General features: G+C 63.4%; 16 protein-coding genes. 13 read left to right on the plus strand and 3 right to left on the minus strand.

Going from position 1 to position 18,167, the window contains the following annotated elements:
- Positions 1-155 precede the first annotated feature (155 nt).
- The 11 genes from VNH11_17525 (at position 156) to VNH11_17575 (ending at position 10,028) form a co-directional block, all read left to right on the plus strand.
- Positions 156-689: an NADH-quinone oxidoreductase subunit I gene (locus VNH11_17525; GenBank protein HVA48170.1), complete on the plus strand. Its 534-nt coding sequence runs from the start codon at positions 156-158 to the stop codon at positions 687-689.
- Positions 686-1,456 (plus strand): NADH-quinone oxidoreductase subunit J, encoded by a 771-nt coding sequence (locus tag VNH11_17530; GenBank protein ID HVA48171.1) that lies wholly within the window; start codon positions 686-688, stop codon positions 1,454-1,456. The genes VNH11_17525 and VNH11_17530 overlap by 4 nt, the downstream gene beginning before the upstream one ends.
- A complete protein-coding gene (nuoK, locus tag VNH11_17535) occupies positions 1,449-1,892 on the plus strand; it encodes an NADH-quinone oxidoreductase subunit NuoK (GenBank protein HVA48172.1) in 444 nt (147 codons plus the stop codon). Before VNH11_17530 ends, nuoK begins: the two co-directional genes overlap by 8 nt.
- Positions 1,885-4,017 carry an NADH-quinone oxidoreductase subunit L gene (gene nuoL, locus VNH11_17540; protein ID HVA48173.1) on the plus strand — a complete coding sequence of 711 codons (2,133 nt, stop codon included), beginning with the start codon at positions 1,885-1,887 and terminating at the stop codon, positions 4,015-4,017. Before nuoK ends, nuoL begins: the two co-directional genes overlap by 8 nt.
- 27 nt (positions 4,018-4,044) lie before the next feature.
- Positions 4,045-4,269, plus strand: a complete 225-nt coding sequence (locus tag VNH11_17545) for a colicin E3/pyocin S6 family cytotoxin (GenBank protein HVA48174.1) — start codon at positions 4,045-4,047, stop codon at positions 4,267-4,269.
- On the plus strand, positions 4,262-4,567 hold the full coding sequence (locus VNH11_17550) for a hypothetical protein (protein HVA48175.1): 306 nt from the start codon (positions 4,262-4,264) through the stop codon (positions 4,565-4,567). Before VNH11_17545 ends, VNH11_17550 begins: the two co-directional genes overlap by 8 nt.
- A 75-nt stretch (positions 4,568-4,642) precedes the next feature.
- A complete protein-coding gene (locus VNH11_17555; protein ID HVA48176.1) occupies positions 4,643-4,951 on the plus strand; it encodes a nucleotidyltransferase family protein in 309 nt (102 codons plus the stop codon).
- A gap of 331 nt (positions 4,952-5,282) precedes the next feature.
- Complete coding sequence (locus tag VNH11_17560) at positions 5,283-5,774, plus strand: hypothetical protein (GenBank protein ID HVA48177.1); 492 nt, start codon at positions 5,283-5,285, stop codon at positions 5,772-5,774.
- 19 nt (positions 5,775-5,793) lie between these two features.
- Complete coding sequence (locus VNH11_17565; GenBank protein HVA48178.1) at positions 5,794-7,668, plus strand: NADH-quinone oxidoreductase subunit M; 1,875 nt, start codon at positions 5,794-5,796, stop codon at positions 7,666-7,668.
- Positions 7,658-9,229 (plus strand): NADH-quinone oxidoreductase subunit N, encoded by a 1,572-nt coding sequence (locus VNH11_17570; protein HVA48179.1) that lies wholly within the window; start codon positions 7,658-7,660, stop codon positions 9,227-9,229. Before VNH11_17565 ends, VNH11_17570 begins: the two co-directional genes overlap by 11 nt.
- 202 nt (positions 9,230-9,431) lie before the next feature.
- Positions 9,432-10,028 (plus strand): Uma2 family endonuclease, encoded by a 597-nt coding sequence (locus VNH11_17575; GenBank protein ID HVA48180.1) that lies wholly within the window; start codon positions 9,432-9,434, stop codon positions 10,026-10,028.
- Between the two features lie 73 nt (positions 10,029-10,101).
- Here the strand turns inward: VNH11_17575 and VNH11_17580 are convergent, their stop codons facing one another.
- Positions 10,102-13,419, minus strand: a complete 3,318-nt coding sequence (locus VNH11_17580; GenBank protein HVA48181.1) for a cation-translocating P-type ATPase family protein — start codon at positions 13,417-13,419, stop codon at positions 10,102-10,104.
- Positions 13,420-13,549: 130 nt separating this feature from the next.
- Here VNH11_17580 and VNH11_17585 point away from each other — a divergent pair, with 130 nt between their 5' ends.
- Positions 13,550-14,254, plus strand: a complete 705-nt coding sequence (locus tag VNH11_17585; protein HVA48182.1) for a sulfite exporter TauE/SafE family protein — start codon at positions 13,550-13,552, stop codon at positions 14,252-14,254.
- A gap of 196 nt (positions 14,255-14,450) precedes the next feature.
- Here the strand turns inward: VNH11_17585 and VNH11_17590 are convergent, their stop codons facing one another.
- Together VNH11_17590 and VNH11_17595 are read right to left on the minus strand one after the other, a co-directional pair.
- Entirely contained in the window at positions 14,451-16,286 is a 1,836-nt protein-coding gene (locus tag VNH11_17590) for a DUF1549 domain-containing protein (protein ID HVA48183.1), read from the minus strand.
- 76 nt (positions 16,287-16,362) lie between these two features.
- Positions 16,363-17,061 carry a response regulator gene (locus tag VNH11_17595; protein HVA48184.1) on the minus strand — a complete coding sequence of 233 codons (699 nt, stop codon included), beginning with the start codon at positions 17,059-17,061 and terminating at the stop codon, positions 16,363-16,365.
- Positions 17,062-17,326: 265 nt separating this feature from the next.
- Between VNH11_17595 and VNH11_17600 the strand changes: the two genes are divergently transcribed.
- On the plus strand, positions 17,327-17,920 hold the full coding sequence (locus VNH11_17600; protein ID HVA48185.1) for a chemotaxis protein CheB: 594 nt from the start codon (positions 17,327-17,329) through the stop codon (positions 17,918-17,920).
- The last annotated feature ends 247 nt before the right edge of the window (positions 17,921-18,167 follow it).

Here is an 18,167-nt window from a genome sequence, read left to right on the forward strand (position 1 = left end):
GGCCACGCGCGACTGGACCGCGGCAACACGCGCCGCGGCCAAGCGATGCCCCGGTTGGACGCGCGCGGGCATCAACGTGGGGCGACGTCGTTTGCGGTGGGCCGGCGCTCGCAAGCTCGCTGGTCCCACCCTACATCCTTAATGAAGGGCATCGGATGAAACCTGACGACCCGGACATTCAGTGGATCGACGAGCCGCCGCTCGGCCTGGCGGGCAAAATGTACTTGCCGCTCTTCGTGCAAGGCTTCGCCACCACCACGCGGCACCTGTTTGGCCCAAAGGTGACGGTCAGCTTTCCCGAAGCCCGGCCGAAAGTCGGCAATCCGCTCATCTATCGCGGCGTTCACCGGCTGAACAAGGACGAGCAGGGACGGGTCAAGTGCGTGGCCTGCTTCCTCTGCGCGACGGCCTGCCCGGCCCATTGCATCGACATCGTAGGGGTTGAAAGTCCCTGGCCCGACCGCGAGAAGTACCCGCAGACGTTCGTCATCGACGAGTTGCGGTGCATCTTCTGCGGCATGTGCGAAGAAGCCTGCCCGGTCGACGCCATCGAGCTGACCAGCTTTCTCGACCTGACGGGCCGCAGCCGCGAAGAGATGATCTTCGACAAGGAAAAGTTGCTCAGCGTCTACGACATGACCAAAGACAGCGAGCCGATGAAATCGCACGAGCTGGGAGGCACGACATGACCGGCGCCGCCCAGACGATCGCGATCGCTTCGGCACTCTTGGCCGGCGGGCTGTGGCTGCAATTGCCGCGCGGCACGACGCGCGGCCGCTGGTGGGGCGTCCTCTTGGCGGCCGTGGGCATCGGCATGCTCGCCTCGCTGTTCGTGCATTTCCAGCGCGAGCATTGGATCGGCGAGGGCGTCTTCTTCGCCGTTGCCGTGACGACGATCGTGTCGGCCTTCGGCGCCGTCACCATGCGCAGCCCCGTCTACTGTGCCCTCTGGTTCGCGCTGACGCTGCTGAGCACGGCCGCACTTTTCTTGTTGCAGGGAGCGCAGTTTCTCGGCGTGGCCACGATCGTGGTCTATGCGGGGGCGATCCTGGTGACGTTTCTGTTCGTGCTGATGCTGGCCCAGCCCGAAGGGCACACGTATTACGACCGCGTCTCCTGGGAACCGATGCTTTCCGCCTGCACCGGCGCGGTGCTGGTCGGCCTGTTGACCGCCGTCATCTTTTTGCCCGCGGAGGGCAAGGCCGCGCAGTCGGGTTGGAAGACCGAGGGTGCGGGCGCCGAGGCGCGGCAAACGGAGATTCTCAACACGGAGCACGTGGCCCACCTTGGCCGGCAACTGTTCAGCCGCTATCTGGTCGCCGTCGAAGTGGCGGGCACGCTGCTGTTGGTGGCGCTGGTGGGCGCGGTGGCCATTGTGGCCCAAGGGAGCAAGGCGGGACTGGCAACGCCGTTGACGGCGGTCCCCGTGGAACGCGGGGAGGCCCAGCATGGATGAAGTCCAGTTGCTCGAACGCTATCTGTTCATCGGCGCCCTGCTGTTCGGCATCGGGCTGGTGGGCTTCGTCAGCCGCCGCAACATGATCGTCATGTTCCTGGCGGCCGAAATGATGCTGCAAGGCATTTCGCTCAGCCTGGTGGCCTGGGGCCGGTTCCACAACGATTGGGGCGGGCAGATGCTGGTGATCTTCATTCTCACTGTGGCGGCCTGCGAAGCGGCCATCGCGCTGGCCCTGGTATTGATGCTCTATCATCGCAGCGGCAAACTCGACGTGGCATTCTGGCAGACGGTGCGCGAAGCGAACCAGCCGCGGTACGTCGATCGCGAGTTGCCCGACGAGCCGCTGACCATCGAGCATTTTCCCACGTTGCCGCACTCCGGCGTCGAGCCGGTCCACTCCCTCGACGAAATGATTCACCGCAGTCATGTTTAGCATCGAAACCTTACTGATCTTGATCCCCGGCCTGCCGCTGGCGGCCTGCCTGATCACGGCGCTGGCCGGGGCCAAGCTGCTGCGCGAGCGGAGCCACTGGCCGATCATCGCGGCGCTCGTCGGTTCGTTCGTTTGCAGCCTGATCTTGTTGTTCGCCGTGAACAACCTCTCCGCCGCGGCCGGCGACGACGCGGTCGGCGTCGAACGTATCTATCCTCTTTGGACATGGGCCGATCTGCCGGGCGCGTACCAGCTCGGAACGGATGCCGCCGGCCGCGCATTGAACATCGACGTGACGCTGCGGGCCGATCCGCTGACGGCCATCATGTTGGCGATGGTCACGTTCATTTCGTCGCTGGTGGCTATCTATTCGGTCGGTTACATGCACGGCGATCCGGGCTACTGGCGCTTCTTCGCCTACGTGTCGCTGTTCGTCTTTTCGATGACGATGCTGGTGTCGGTGAGCAACTTCATGCTGCTCTTTGTGTTCTGGGAGGCGGTCGGTTTGTGCAGCTATCTGCTGATCGGCTTCTGGTACGAGAAGCCCGCGGCGGCGGCGGCCGGCAAGAAGGCGTTTCTCGTCAATCGCGTGGGCGATTTCGGCTTCATCATCGGCCTGTTCCTGATCTGGACGACCTACGGCACGCTCAACTTTCACGACGTGAACGCCGCCGGGAACCCAGTGGCCGCGGGAGAGGAAGTGGCAGTCGAAGGCGTGTTCGGGCAAACACGCCTGGCCAAAGAGACGAGCGAAGGTTACGTCGGCGGTGCGGTGGGCGTGGCCATCTGCCTCTGTCTGCTGGCCGGGGCCTGCGGCAAGAGCGCTCAGTTTCCGCTGCACGTTTGGCTGCCCGACGCGATGGAAGGCCCGACGCCGGTCAGCGCCTTGATTCACGCGGCCACGATGGTCACGGCGGGCGTCTATATGTTCACGCGCGTCACGCCGCTGGTGGTGGCCGCGCCGGCGGCCCGCACCGCGGTGGCCGTCGTCGGTTGCTTCACGGCGCTCTTGGCCGCCTTGATCGCCCTGACGCAGAACGACCTGAAGCGGGTGATGGCCTATTCCACGATCAGTCAGTTGGGCTACATGTTTTTGGGCGTGGGTGTGGGAACGCTGGCCGGCGTGACCAGCGGCATGTTTCACCTCTTCACGCACGCCTTTTTCAAAGGCCTGTTGTTTCTCGGTGCGGGCAGCGTGATGCACGCCATGGGCGGCATCGTCGACATGACCCGCTTCGGCGGCCTGCGGCGGATCATGCCCTGGACCTGCCTGACGTTTGCCTCCGGCTGCCTGGCGTTGTGCGGCATCTGGCCCTTCGCCGGCTTTTGGAGCAAGGACGCCATTCTCGCCTCGGCCCTCGAAACGCAGCACGGAGGCACGTTGTTTGTCGGCACCGCTTTGGAGATCGGCTTTTACCAATTGCTCTGTTACATCGGCCTGTTCACCGCCTTCCTGACGGCGGTCTACACCTTCCGGGCGTTTTTCATGACGTTTTTCGGCGAGACGCACGTGCCGCACGAGGCCGGCCACCATGCTCACGAGTCGCCGCGGAGCATGCTCGTGCCGCTGTTCATTCTGGCGGCATGTGCTTTGGGGATCGGCATCATCGATTCGGAATGGGCTTTCGGCAAACATCGGTTCGACGAATTCTTGCAACAAACGCCCTCGCTGAGCTACGCCCCCTTGCAACCGGCCGAGCACGCCGGCGAAACAGGCGCCCACGGCCAGATCATGGCCCTGGGCAGTCTGGCGGGTTTTGCGGGCATCGGCCTGGCGGCCTTCTTGTATCTGGGCGGTCGCAAAGAAATCGAAGCGGTGGGCAAGGCCGCCAGTTCCGCCCGAATTTACGAGTTGGGCCTCTATCAACTCTCCTACAACCGCTTTTTCATCGATGCGATTTACAACGTGTTCGTCATTTGGCCGCTGTGGATGCTGGCGCAATCGGCCTACTGGTTCGACCGCTGGGTGATCGACGGCCTGGTGAATCTGGTCGGCAAGATACCCCTGGCGGTCGGCTCGGCGCTGCGGTCGCTGCAAAACGGCCTGGTGCAGTTTTACGCTCTGGCGATGATGCTCGGCATGTTGGTGTTGGTGGGGACGTTGTTGATGTGGCCGGCTCAGTGATGAGGTGTTGCTGCGCTTACGGCGGCTATGAAACAAGATTCGCCAATTTGGAGAAAACTCAAACGCTTTCGCGGCCAAACGAAAACGAACGGCCTTTCGGGCAAGGATCGGCGCTATTATGAATGGGACCACACCCACGGTGACATCGAGGTCTACAATAGTAGAGGCGAGCACCTTGGCTCGATGAATCCGGACACCGGCGAGATCTACAAGCCACCCGTCGATGGAAGACGCATCAAGATCGATGACTAACGACCAAGAAACCAAGCACTGCTGTGATGTGATGGCCGCGCATCTCGCCGACGAGGATGTGCCTGTGACGTACTCGCCGCGCTTTCGCGAGTACGCTTTGAAGATCCTCGATGGGGGTTCGGCGATACAATTGATTGATTTCTGCCCGTGGTGCGGCTCTCGCTTGCCGGAGAGTCTTCGCGATGAATGGTTCGACCAACTTGAACATCTTGGCCTGGAACCAGAGGATCCAGAAGTTCCCGACGATATGAAGTCCGACGCCTGGTGGCGGAAACGTTTCGTTCTCGGGACTCGTTGAAGCAGGTGAAACAAACAACGAAAGCGTGTTCGCCGTCATGATTGATGGGTCGAACAGAAGAGTATCGAGTATCGATTGAGGCCGCGCCCGATGAATGCTAACGACGCTCTCCAATTGCTGTCGAAGCACATGCCGGAAATCCGGCGAAGGTTCGGCGCGCAATCGCTGGCGATCTTCGGTTCCGTTGCCAGGAACGAAGCGCGTTCGGAAAGCGATCTTGACGTGCTGGTGGAGTTCACTGGCCGGTCAACTTTTGAGAGCTACACGGGGCTGAAGCTGTACCTGGAAGAGTTGTTTGGAATATCGGTTGATTTGGCCATCGAGTCGGATTTACGGCGCGAGATTCGGTCGCGGATTGGCGAGGAGGCGATAACAGTGCCTTGAACGCGGTGCAGCAGCATCCGATGTCGCCGGCCCTGTCAGAGAGCCCATGGCATCCGCGGGAAGTAGAGCAACGACGCGCGCTGTGGCGTCAGAAATATCGCAAGGAACAACTAACTACGTGAGTCTGCCAAGGCCCTCGGATACGACCAGCGAATTGCACCGCAGAAAGCCCCGTTCAATTCCCATGGCCAAGAGATATACTCGAATGGAGAGACGTACATCACCGCCGATATTGATTCGCACGTCGGTGGCGCGTGGAAGAAATTTGACCGCCAGGGCCGCCGACTTGGCACCTACGATGACGAGATGAACCGGATTGGAGACTGACCCCATGAGCCGATTTTCCATTGAATTATTGCCGCTTGCGGCGGACGCTGATCCGCACATCGGCACGCGGCTTGGCGTTATCAAAATCGGCGACTTCGAGGAGCGATTCGAGGCGTCGACCGAGTTCTGGACTCCCGCACGCTATAAATCGCAGTGGGCCGAAGGGCTTAACCGACTCGGCCCAAACTCGCCAAAGTCCTGTTTGATCACTTCCATCACCGACCCCGCCACCGCGAATTTCCTGTTTTGGTGGCCGGTGTATCTGATCGGCCAGAATCTCCATTTTCAAAACCACGTGCTCTTCTTCTCGGAAATCAAGGGAGCCTTTGATCCAGACAACCCGTATCCGCATGTTCCAGAAAGAAGCACCACCAGCGAAACTGGCGAACGAATCTCCGAATGGGTGATTCCATTCAGCGACGCCCTGGGCGCGAGAAACGCCCTCATTGACGTTTCGAGCCCTGTCTTGATTGCCGAGAACCCCGTTCAATCGTAGCAACTCCGCGACGCTTTACATGCCCACACTTTTATTGCTCACCATCTTCCTCCCTCTCGCCGGGGCCGCGCTCATTTGGGTGCTGTCCGAGGCGGGCAAAGTCCTTGCCCGGCGCATCGCGCTGGCGGTGTCGCTCGCCACGCTGGGCCTGGCGGCCGCCGTGGTACTGCAGTTCGACCCTGCGGCAACCGATGGCATCGATTGGCCCTGGTTCTCGTCGGATCCCATCGACATTCGTTTCAGCCTGGGGCTCGACGGAATCGGTCTGTGGTTCTTTGGGCTCAGCGCACTGCTTACCCTCACCGCGATCCTGGTGAGCTGGGAAGCGATCGACGACCGGGCGCCCGCGTTCTATTCGCTGCTGTTGCTGCTCGAAACAGGCATGTTGGGCGTGTTCGCCGCGCGCGACATCATCTTGTTCTACGTGTTTTTCGAGTTCACGCTCATACCGCTCTTCTTCCTGATTGGCATCTGGGGAAGCTCCGACCGCCGCTATGCGGCCATCAAGTTCTTTCTCTTCACGCTCGGCGGCAGCCTGCTGACGTTCCTGGGTCTGGTGGCGATCGTGCTCTGGAACTATTACCACGCCGAGCCCCGCGTGATGACGTTTTCCATCCAGACGCTGCAACAGAACCTCGCGGCCCAGCCGATACCGTTCTACCCGCAGTTGTTGATGTTCCTGGCGCTGTTCGCCGGCTTCGCCATCAAGGTGCCGCTCTTTCCGCTGCACACCTGGCTGCCGCTGGCCCACACCGAGGCGCCCACGGCCGGCAGCGTGATTCTGGCCGGCATCCTGCTGAAGATCGGCGGCTACGGCTTCTTGCGGTTCAATCTGCCGCTGCTGCCCGATGCCACCGCGTTCTGCATCCCCTGGCTGTTGTGGCTTTCGGTGGCGGGCATCGTCTACGGCGCCCTGCTGGCGCTGGCCCAGACCAACATCAAGAAACTGATCGCCTATTCCAGCGTCAGCCACCTCGGCTTTTGCATGTTGGGCACGTTCGCGCTGAACAAGCCGGCCCTCTACGGCGGCGTGCTGCAGATGGTCAACCACGGCCTTTCCACCGGCGGACTGTTCGCGTTGGTGGGCATGGTTTACGAGCGTTATCACACCCGCGAGATCGCCGACCTGGGCGGCCTGGCCCGCCGGCTGCCGCTGTTGGCGACGTTCATGGGCCTGTTCACGCTATCGAGCATCGGTCTGCCCGGCATGAACGGTTTTGCGGGGGAGTTTCTCATCCTGCTGGGCATGTTTCAACGGGGTTATGCCGAAGCGCCGGTGATTTACGCCACGCAGTGGCTGGTGATCGCGGTGCTGGCGGTGTCGGGGGTGGTGCTGGGGGCCTGGTACATGCTGTGGCTGTTCGAGCGGGTGTTCTTCAATCGGCTGCGAGAGCCGGCCCATCACGAAGGGCCGCCGGTCCGCGACATGTCGCCGCGCGAAGTGCTGGCCCTGGCGCCGCTGTTGGTGTTCGTGTTCTGGATTGGCCTCTTTCCGCAGCATTTCCTGCGGCCGATGGAGCGTGACCTCGACAAGGTGCTGGCCGTTACGGTTCCGTCGTTCAACCAGCGATATCAGGAGATCGAGGAGCGTCCCGTTGTCGTCGCGAAATCATTCCGTGTAGGGTGGGACCAGCGAGCTTGCGAGCGCCGGCCCACCGATAGCGACGTTGATCCCACCGATAGCAACGTCGATGATGATGGGCCGGCGCTCGCAAGCTCGCTGTCCCCGCCCTACGCGATGGTCTGTAGGGAACGCCCTCCGTGGCGCTCCGTGAATCACAAGTTGACGTCGTCTGGCGGTTCACGGAACGCCACGGAGGGCGTTCCCTACAGAGAGCCTGTCGGCGCAAGGCCCGAAACGGAACACAGAGGAGAAGTTGCCCGTGTCGAGTGAGACCATCTATCGCCTACTGCCCGAAGCGATCCTGATTGTCGTCGCTTCGCTCATCTATGTGGTGGGCGCCTTCGTGACCGTTCGGCGCGTCTGGGCGGTCGTGGCCGCCACGGCAATGGTGCTGTCGGCCGTGGCGCTGGCGAGCCAAGGTTTTGGCGGCGAGGGACCGTCCGCGGCCGCAAGCTCAGCGGGCACGCTGGCCCTCGACCTGTCGGGCCGCATCGATGCCCTCGGGCAGTACATTCGCTGGCTGGCGTTGGTGGTGGGATTCGTGCTAGTGCTGCTCTCGTCGCACCCCGACGACGATGCGCAGGAGCCGGAGTTGATCGGAACGCTGCTTTTGGCCGTCTCCGGCGCGATGCTGGTGGCGACCACGCGCGACCTGGTGCTCTTGTTTCTGGGCATCGAATTGATCTCCATTCCGACCTATGTGCTGCTCTATCTGGGCCGGCGCGACGCTTCGTCGCCCGAAGCGGCCGTGAAGTATTTCTTCCTCAGCATCTTGTCGTCGGCGCTGACGCTGTACGGCTTCAGCTTTCTGTATGGCATCGGCGGCTCGACCGATCTGGCCGCCGTGCAGTCGGCGTTGGCGTCGCAGCCCGACGAGCCGACGGGGCTGACTTCGCTGGCCGTCATCGCGCTGGTGCTGCTGTTTGCCGGCATCGGCTTCAAGATCACGGCGGTGCCGTTCCATTTTTACGCTCCGGACGTTTACCAGGCCACGACCAACGGCAACGCGGGCGTGCTGGCCGTGCTGCCGAAGATCGCCGGCTTTGTGGTGCTGGCCCGGATCGTGGCCGCCATGCCGGGCCTGGAGAGCTACGGCTGGCGCATCGCGCTGGTGCTCTCGGTGCTCACAATGACCTTGGGCAACTTACTCGGCCTGTGGCAAGACAACATCCGCCGCCTGCTTGCTTACTCGTCGATCGCGCACAGCGGCTACATGCTGATCGGCCTTTCCGTGGGACTGGCTGCCGCTCCCACTGCGGACGGGGGCGTTACGCTGGACGGCATCGGCGCCATGTTCTTCTACCTGGCTGTTTACTCCTTGGCGACCGCGGGCACGTTCGCCGCGCTGACTTACTTGGGCGGGCAAGGCAAGCAGGTTGACACCGTCGACGAGCTGGCCGGGCTGGCCCGTTCGAATCCGCTCACGGCCCTTTTCCTGGCCGTGTTTCTCTTCAGCCTGATGGGCATACCGCCGCTGGCCGGCTTCACGGGCAAATTCCTGATCTTCGGCAGCGCTTTGACTTTGAACGAGGCCGGCCTGGCCGACCCGCATGTGCGGACCTGGTTTCTGGCCCTGGCCGTGATCGGGGTGCTCAACGCGACGATCGCGGCGGGCTATTATTTGCGTGTGGTGGCGGCCCTCTATTTCCGCGCGCCGCAGACCACGCCCGTGAGCCTGGGCGGCCGCGGCGCCGCCTTCGCCGCCGCGTTGTGTGCGCTCTTAGTCGTGCTCGTCGGCCTGGTTCCCACGCCGCTGGCCAGCCAATCGACCGAGGCGGCCGTGGGGTTGCGTCAAGTTCCGGCCGCCGTGGTCGCCGATCGATCGCGGTAGCGCAACGCCTGGCCCGATTTAGCCACGTCGCCGCCGGAGGTGTCCTGGGCCGGCACGGCTGGCTTCGTAGCGACTTTCGTCGAACCGCCGGGATTGATACACAAACCATTTGCTATTCGGCACGCTTGACAGCGGTCCGACGCTCGACGAACAATGGAGTTTATACTCCAGTCTTGAGTTGTCCCTCGCCCAATGCTGTAATATGGCCATCGCGGCAACACCCCTGACCTACGGCCACGACGCTTCAGTTGCCCGTTTCTCGGTGGCAAGCTATCAGTGCATGATCGCCGCGGGCGCGCTCACGTCGGAAGACCGAGTGGAGTTACTCGAGCACTACGTGGTGTTGAAGATGCCGCACAAACCGCCTCACGACAGCACGATTCAACGAATGTTGCGGCCGCTGCTGAGGTCGCTGCCGGCCGGCTGGGATTTGCGAGTGCAATCGGCGATCACGTTAAGCGACAGCGAGCCGGAACCCGATTTTGCGATCGTCCGCGGATCGTCGGCGGACTATGAGGGTCACCATCCCTTCGCCGCGGACGTGGGCTTGCTGATCGAAGTCGCCGATACTTCGCTGGCGCGCGATCAGCACGATAAAGCGAGAATTTACGCCAACGCAAACGTGCCGGTTTATTGGGTGGTTAATCTGGTGGACCGCCGGATTGAAGTCTACCGTCAGCCGTCCGGCGGTGACGCCGCCGCCGAGTACGCGGCCAGCCAGTTCTATCGAACAGGCGACACGGTGCCGGTCGTGTTTGATGGCAGCCTGGTAGCCAACATGCTTCACTCTCAGTCATAAAAGCCGTCGTGGTGGCCGACGCGCTCGATAATCACTTCGTCGCCGGCGATACGGAACTGTACTTGCCAGTTGATCAATCTTCTTCGTCGCGGGCCGGCGAGGCAATGATCGGGATGGCCGGCGAAGGCGGAGCGGGTTGGCTTCCGAGGAAGAGATGGCGGCGGCTGCCCGTGCGGGCGTCGAAGATCATTTTGCGCTTGCCGGCCAGGGCGGCGGACAATGTTTCATACAGCATGCGCCACTCGGTGAGCCGCGGATTGGCCGCGTGACTGGCTTGCACTTCGAGAAAACTTGCCGCGTCGCCGGCGGCTAATTCCTGCTGTTCGTGGGCCGCCGCCTGGGCCGCGGCAAGTTCGCCGGCCGCCTCACCGGCAAGGTCGGCTTGCAGCCCCGCCCAGCGCTCGTCGGTCAGTTCGCCCTCGTCACGGACCAGCTCGCGCCACGCCGCCAACCCGCCCGCCTTGATCACGCGATCTCGCAGGAAAGCATCGGCCTCGTTCTTGCGCCGCTCGCGCTCCTTGAACGCCCGCGAGACGTCGCGAAAGGCATCCACGACGGCCAGCGGCGGATGCACGTCAACCAGGCAGACGCCGTCGTCGAGTAGCCTAACGCCGCAGCCCAGCCGGTCGAGTTCCGCTTGCAGCCGCCGCCCGATCTCGCGTTCCAAATCGGCCCGGCCGGTGGTCAGGATCTCGGCCGGTTCGCGGTTTCCCTTGGCGCCACTGTTCAACAGCGGCCTCTCGGCCAGCACTTCGCGAACGACGCTCTGGGCCGCGACCTGCAACAAGTTCTGCGGATCTCGCGCGGCAAAGTGCCAGGCACGCACGTCGTCGATGCGATATTGCACCGCGGCGCCGACCTCGACCAGGCTCTGGTCGCCGGTCAGGGCAATCGCCTCGTCGTCGCTGCGTCGGACGCCGTGGGGCGTGTTCCACTCGATCGCCTGCTTCGCGCCCGCCTCGGCCGCGCGCGTGCTTTGCAAGCCGACTTCAATCGTCCGCACCCGTGCCGGGCGGTCTTTGACGATCGTGTCCCAAGGCGGCGGCAGGCGCAGGTGCGGGCCCGGCCCCAGCGCCGCGCGAAAGCGGCCAAAACGCCGCACGACCGCCACTTCGTCGGGGCCGACGAACACGACGATCTGGGCCAGGTACGCCACGACCGCCAACAACAGGGCGGCCCGCAACAGCAGCCATCGCCACCACCACAACGCTTCGCATGCCCGAACGAGAGGCTCGAACTGCCGGCCGAAGCCGGCGCAGCCACGGGCCAGCAGCGACTCGATGCGACCGAACCAGCTCGCTTGCCAGCGGTCGAACCAGATGAGCCGCATTGAATTGACGAGCACCAGCAGCGAGCCGCACTGGTGAAAAATGGCCGCGGCCACCGGGGCGCGTCTGAGCCAGGCCTGCGACCAGGTAGGCATGATCCAGGCCGTGAGCGCGATGCCCAGCAAGTTGACGAAGAACGCGAACAGCACGATGTTCTGCCGGATGACGCGCACCGTTTCGCGGGCCAGCCGAAGCGTGGCCGGCAACGAGGCCAACGGGTCGCCCATCAAGACCAGGTCGCCCGCCTCGGCGGCCAGATCGCTGCCCGCCCCGGCAATCGCCAGGCCCACGTCGGCCCTGGCCAGCGCCGGGGCGTCGTTCACGCCGTCGCCGACCATCGCCACGGCGGCTTCATCCGACGGCCGGCCCGCGCCGCGCTCCGCGCGCCAGCCGGCCAGCCACTGCGCCTTCTCATCAGGCCGCAACTCCGCCTGCCAGCGCTCGATGCCAAGTTGCCGCGCGATCTCGGCGGTCGTGCGCGGCCGGTCGCCCGTCAAGAGCACGACCTCGTCGATGCCCATCGCCCGCAGCTCGGCCAGCACGCCGGCCGCTTCGGGCCGCACCGCGTCGCGCACGCCAATCGCCCCGGCCAGTTTGCCGTCGATGGCCACCAACAGCGGCGTCTGGCCGGCTGCTTCGAGCCTCGCAATCAGTCCCTCGACTTCGTCGGGCAATTCGATCTCGCGGTCGCACATCAGACGGCGGTTACCGACGACAACACTTGCCGCAGAGTCGGCGAGTAGGCGGGCCGCCACGCCGGCGCCGGGCAGAGCCTCGAATTCACCCACGGCGGGCAAGCTTATTCCTCGCTCTTTTGCCGCCGCCACGAGCACCCGCGCGATCAGGTGCTCGCTCGTTTGCTCGGCCGCCGCGGCCGCCCGCAGAATCTCATCCGGCGTGCGGCCGGCTAAAGGTAAGCATTCGCCTAGCACGAGCTTGCCGGTGGTCAACGTGCCGGTCTTGTCGAAGGCGATGCGACGGACCGCTGCCAGGCGTTCCAGTGCCGCCCCGCCTTTGATCAGCACTCCGCGCCGCGCCAGCCAGGCGACCGCGGCCATCATCGCCGCCGGGGTCGCCAACACCAACGCGCAGGGGCAGGCCACGACCAGCACCGCCAACGTCGGCATCCAGTTCCAACGATCGAGCGCGGGCCAGATCGCTTGCGAAAGCGCCAGCCGATTGGTGGCCGCGAAGGTGGCCGCGGCGCAGACAAGCACGAACGGCAGAAACCAGCGGGCCAGCCGATCGGCGATCCGCTCGACGCGCGCCTTGTCTCGCTGCGCCGCCGCGACGATGCGGATCACCTGACCGAGCGTGGTGGCGTCGCCCACGGCGTCGGTGCGAATCTCCAGCGCACCGAACTGGTTGAGCGTGCCGGCGTAAACCGCGTCGCCTTCCGCCTTGTCGGCGGGCATGCTCTCGCCGGTGAGCGTGCTTTCATCGACCGCCGACCGGCCCGCCAGCACGGCGCCATCCACGGCGATCCGCTCTCCGGGCCGCACCACCACAATATCGCCGATCGCCAGCGACTCGACCGGCAGCTCGACCTGTTCGTCGCCGCGCCGGACCCGCACCCGCCGCGGCCGAAGCTCCAAAAAGCGTTCCAGCTCGCGATGCGTCCGGGCAAACGTAATCGCTTCCAGCGATTCCCCGATCATGGCGATCAGCACCACCTCGGCGCCGACCCAGTATTCTTTGAGCGCCAGCGACGCCAGCAGAGCGATGGCCAGGGCCAAATCGGCCCCAACATGGCCCTCAATGAGGCCGGCCAGCGACGCATAGACGATCCGCGCGCCGCCCAGCACCGCGGCGACAAGGGCAAGGTTGACTCCCCAGGGATTGCGGAGGTTTGCGTAGCCCAGCCAGGCGAAGAGCAGATCGCCCGACACCAGCAGCCCGACCGCGGCCGTCAGCAGGTACAGCGCGCGAAACGACGGCAGTCTTAAAGCATCGTCGCCGTCGTGCTGCGTTTGCATGATCGTGTGGAATTGGTAGGGTGGGACCAGCGAGCTCCCCGCAATTTTGGATTTTGGATTGTGCGGAATCCAAAATCCAAAATCCAAAATCCAAAATCATTTTGCCCGCTCCAGGCTAGGTGGGCCAGTGGCGCGTGTCAACGGTAGCGGTCTTTCCCCCTTCGTGCTACGCTTGGCAAGTGCCTTGAACCACGCCCGCCAGACGAACCTCCCACTTATGAACGCCGACCTGGGCGCCTTGAGCGTCGCCGCCGTATCGATCGGGTTTTTCCACACGCTGCTGGGACCCGACCATTACGTGCCGTTTGTGGCCATGTCGCGCCTCGGCGGCTGGAGCCGGCGCAAAACGCTGGTCGTCACCTTGCTCTGCGGCCTGGCACACGTCGGCAGCTCGGTGCTGCTCGGTTTTATCGGACTGGCCCTGGGGCTGATCGTGTTTCAGTTGGAAGAGATTGAAGGCCGCCGCGGCAACGTGGCGGGCTGGCTGCTGATCGGATTCGGAGTGGCTTACTCGGTGTGGGGCCTGGTGCAAGCGGTCCGCAGCCGGTCTCACGCGCACTTGCACGCCCATCTCGACGGGACCGTGCATGACCATGAGCACGCCCATTCAGCCGAGCACCTGCACGCGCATGCCGCCTCCCCCTCGCTGACGCCGTGGGTGCTGTTTGCGATTTTCGCCTTCGGTCCCTGCGAGCCGCTGATTCCGCTCTTGATCTATCCGGCGGCCAAAGCCGACCTGTTCAGCGTGGCCTGCGTGACCGCGCTCTTCGCGCTGACCACCTTGGCCACGATGACCGGCATGGTCGTCGCGCTTTCGAGCGGGGTCGGTGCGCTCAAGTTCGCCAAGCTCGACCGCTACAGCCACGCGCTGGCCGGGCTGGTGGTTTTGTCGTGCGGACTGGCGATCAAGGCGGGCTGGTAGGATTTGGGCGTAGGGTGGGACCAGCGAGCTTGCGAGCGCCGGCCCACCATCATAGACCGCGATCCCGGTGGGCCGGCGCTCGCAAGCTCGCTGGTCCCACCCTACCGACGAAACTGCAACGATCGCCCCAAATGTAAACCAATTAGCAACGCTAGGCCTTTCCGCTTGCGGAGCAAGCGGGCTACGGGGCTACGGGCTAGTGGTTCAGAATAAACTCGTTGCTATTCAGCACCGCCCACCAGACATCCTGCATCGCCGCGGCCGGATCGCCGCCGCGCAATGCCAACAACTGGTTGGCAATCGTCATCTCTTGCTTCGACGGCTTGCGGGCCAAGGCCGCTTCATACAGATAGTCGATTCGTGAGTGCGGCTTCATGCTGCCCGCGATCATCTTGTGCAAGAAGCCGCCCTTCTCCAGGCTGGTGGCCTTCTTGATCAGATCGCCGTTCATCATCATCAACGTCTGCGGGATCGTACCGTTGAAGGTCGTCGTCTCGTCGCCTTCGTCGGTGCCGAACGCGATCGTGAACTGCCGCAGCCAGTCGCCCTTGGTCTTCTCTTGCTCCTGGAAGCTGCCCTTGGTCTTGTGCGCCTCGGTGGCGACCAGCAACGATTCGTAAAGTTCTTCGGCCTGCATCTGCCGCACATAAAAATGACTGAACAGCGGCTTGTTGCCCAGCGTCGGGTCGTCCTGCTTGTTCTTGGCGATTCTCGCTCCGTACTTGCTCGATAACGCGTAAGGCTCGCTGAGCACGATCCAGCGAATCAGCCGGCGCAGGTCGTGCCCGTGCCCGCTGAATTGCTTGCCGAGATATTCCAGCAAATCAGGGTGTGAAGCCGCATTGTGCGGCCCCAGGTCGTCGATCGGCTTGGTAAAGCCATAGCCCAGGAAGTGCGCCCACATGCGGTTGACGATCGACTTGCCCAGGTACTCCGATTTGACCACCAACTTGGCCAGCTCCAGGCGGCGATTGACCTCGTCGGCGTAACCGCTGGGGTTGATCTTGGTGCCGTCGACGAACGTCGGATAGGCCACCTGCAAGATGCCGTTTCGCAGTTCATAGTAAATCTCGGCTTCCCGCGGGTCGCCCCCCTCGCCGGGAAAATCTTCGTTTTCCAACCGGACGGCCACGATTTCGCGCCCTTGGAAGGTGCGCAGGGCCTTGGTCTGGCGGAAGAAGGCGTTCATGCCCCAAAACTGGTCCTGCTTCCAGTCGTTGAAGGGATGATTGTGGCACTGCGTGCATTGCACCTGCAGGCCGAGGAAATATCGGGCGGTCTTGGCGGTGGCGGTGGTGGCGTTCTCTTGCAGGTTGTCGAGCACGAAGTTGACCGCGCCGTTGTAACCGTCTTCGCCCGGCTTGTTCGAGCCGGTGGCGCTGATCAGCTCAAACACCATTTTGTCGTAGGGCTTGTTGGTCAAAAAGTTGCGGCGGAGATATTGCTGCATGCCGTCGCGGTCGACCAAGTCGCGGGCTTCGTCACGGGCGTTCTTGGGGCGGCCGATGAGGATGTTGGTCCAGAGGGTCATCCAGTTTCGGGCGTACTCTTCCACATACTCGTCGCTGTCGAGCAGACGGTCGACCAGGGCCTGCTTTTTATTCTTCGACTTGTCGGCCAGAAAGCCTTGCAGTTCCGAGACCGACGGGATGCGGCCCAGCACGTCCAGAAAGAGGCGGCGGCACCATTCGTTCTCGGTGGCCTCGGGCGAGGCGGTGACTTCCGCGTCGTTCCAGCCCTTGCGGATTTGTTCGTTGATGTAGGCGATAATGTCGGCGTCGCTGGTGCCGCTCGTCGAAACGGCGTCGCTCAACTCGCCGCCGCCCTTATCGCCCAACGACTTGCCGCCGAGTTCTTTCTTGGCGTCGGCCGCCGCGACTCGCCCGGTCGACTTTTTTTCAGCAGCCGTCGCGGCCTGATAGCGGACGGAAGCGACCCAGGCGGCGGCGAGGGCCGCCGCGCAGAGCAGAACCAGGCGCCCCGGTTTACCGCATTGTACCGCCGCCGAACATGCTTGGATGTGCCGCATCATGGGACGTGCCTCTTCACTAAGCTCGAATTGCCGATAGCATCCCCAAGTTGCTATCATAAGGGACCCTGCGGCGAAGTCAAATATCGAGCCGGACCTTGGGATGTTCGCTCAGCAGAGACCGCGTTTGGCGGCGAGAATACGTGTAGAAGGCGACTTGGCCGGGCTGGGGCTCAAACACAGGACCGACGCGGCAGGATTGCTCCCGCAACCATTGCCGCAGATACTCGGCGGCGCCGCGGTCGGCCAGCAAAATCAGGTCGCTGATGCCCGACTTCTGGATGTGTACCGGAACCGGGTCGCCCGGCAGCTCGGCCGCTGAGTGCGACGACTTGGCCGTGAGCCGGCGGCTCTTGGCCGCGGCTTCTTGGGCTTGCGCCGTTCTCTCCTGGCTGTCGGCGACGCGGGCACGGACGCGTTCCAGCAGCGCCTGCAGCGCTTCGACGCGCAACGGCTTGACCAGGAATTCGTCGAAGCCCGCCTTCAGGGCCTGTTGGCGATGACCTTCATCGGCGTAGCCGGTCAACGCCACCAGCGAAGTCGTTGCCAGATCGGGCACCAGTCGAACGTTGCGGGCGACGGTCAATCCGTCGATTTGCGGCATGCCCAGGTCGACGAGCATGACGTCGGGTTTGATCAGGGGCGCTTGCTCGATGGCCGTGCTTCCCTGGTTGGCCACGTGGACGTCGTGACCCCAGTGTCGGATCAACAGCCGCATACATTCCGTGGTGTCTCGATCGTCGTCGACGACAAGAACTCGCATGGGGGCGACCGCCATCGCTGCTGCTCCATCTTGTGCTACTTGTGCCAAACCGTCACCTAGGAGAGGCAGAATAAAAAAGAAAAGAGGCAAGGTTGACAAACAAGGTTCAGTATACCGTGCCGACTAAAACGTGCAAGCTTCGCGTTCGTGACTTTAGTGACTTCGCGAGCCGGCGCGCTGCTGGTGAAAAAGGCATCAACGGTGTAGAATTTGCCCAATGCCTTGATGCAGTACCGAGGACCTCTCGGGCACAGCCAGAACCTTGCCCGGAGCATGTTCGTTGCCAGAAATCGACCTTATCGTGATCGGCGGCTCGGCGGGGGGCCTGCCCGCGCTGTTGAAAGTGGTGCGCGATTTGCCCGCGGACCTGCCGGCCGCCCTATGCGTCGCCATTCACATGTCGCCTGACAGCCCCGGCAAACTGCCGCAAATCGTGGGGCGCCGTACACCCTTGCCGTGCCTGTTCGCCGACGACGAACAGGCGATCCTGCCCGGTCGCATTTATTTCGCTCTCGTCGACCGGCACCTGTTGATCGACGACGGCAAGCTGCGCGTGAGCCAGGGGCCGAGAGAAAACGGCTTTCGACCGGCGCTCGACCCTCTGTTTCGCAGCGCGGCCCGCTGCTACGGTCCGCGGCTGGCCGGCATAGTACTCTCCGGCAGCCTGGGCGACGGGAGTCACGGTCTGGCCGCCATCAAACAGTCGGGCGGCATCACGATCGTGCAAGATCCGGAAGAGGCCACCATACCCAATATGCCACTCAGTGCGCTGCGCGGCACGCAAATTGACCATATCATACCGGCCTCGGAAATGGCCCCGCTGATCGTGCGGCTCGCGCAGAGATCCGACGCCGCGTTGGGATGTCGACGATGAGCACGACCTGAAGCGGTGCGTGGATTATATTCATTGGAACCCTCGCAAGCACGGCCACGTCGCGCGTCAGAGATTGGCAATGGTCGTCGTTTCATCGGTTTGCGGGCGCCGGCGAGTATGATTTGGATTGGGGCGGGACGGATCCAACGCCGGGCTGGGACGATCCAGAGTGGGGAGAGATTTAGTCAGGGGACGCCGAACGATGGTGGGCCGGCGCTCGCAAGCTCGCTGGTCCCACCCTACATCA

The organism is Pirellulales bacterium (assembly GCA_035533075.1).
GTDB lineage: Bacteria > Planctomycetota > Planctomycetia > Pirellulales > JAICIG01 > DASSFG01.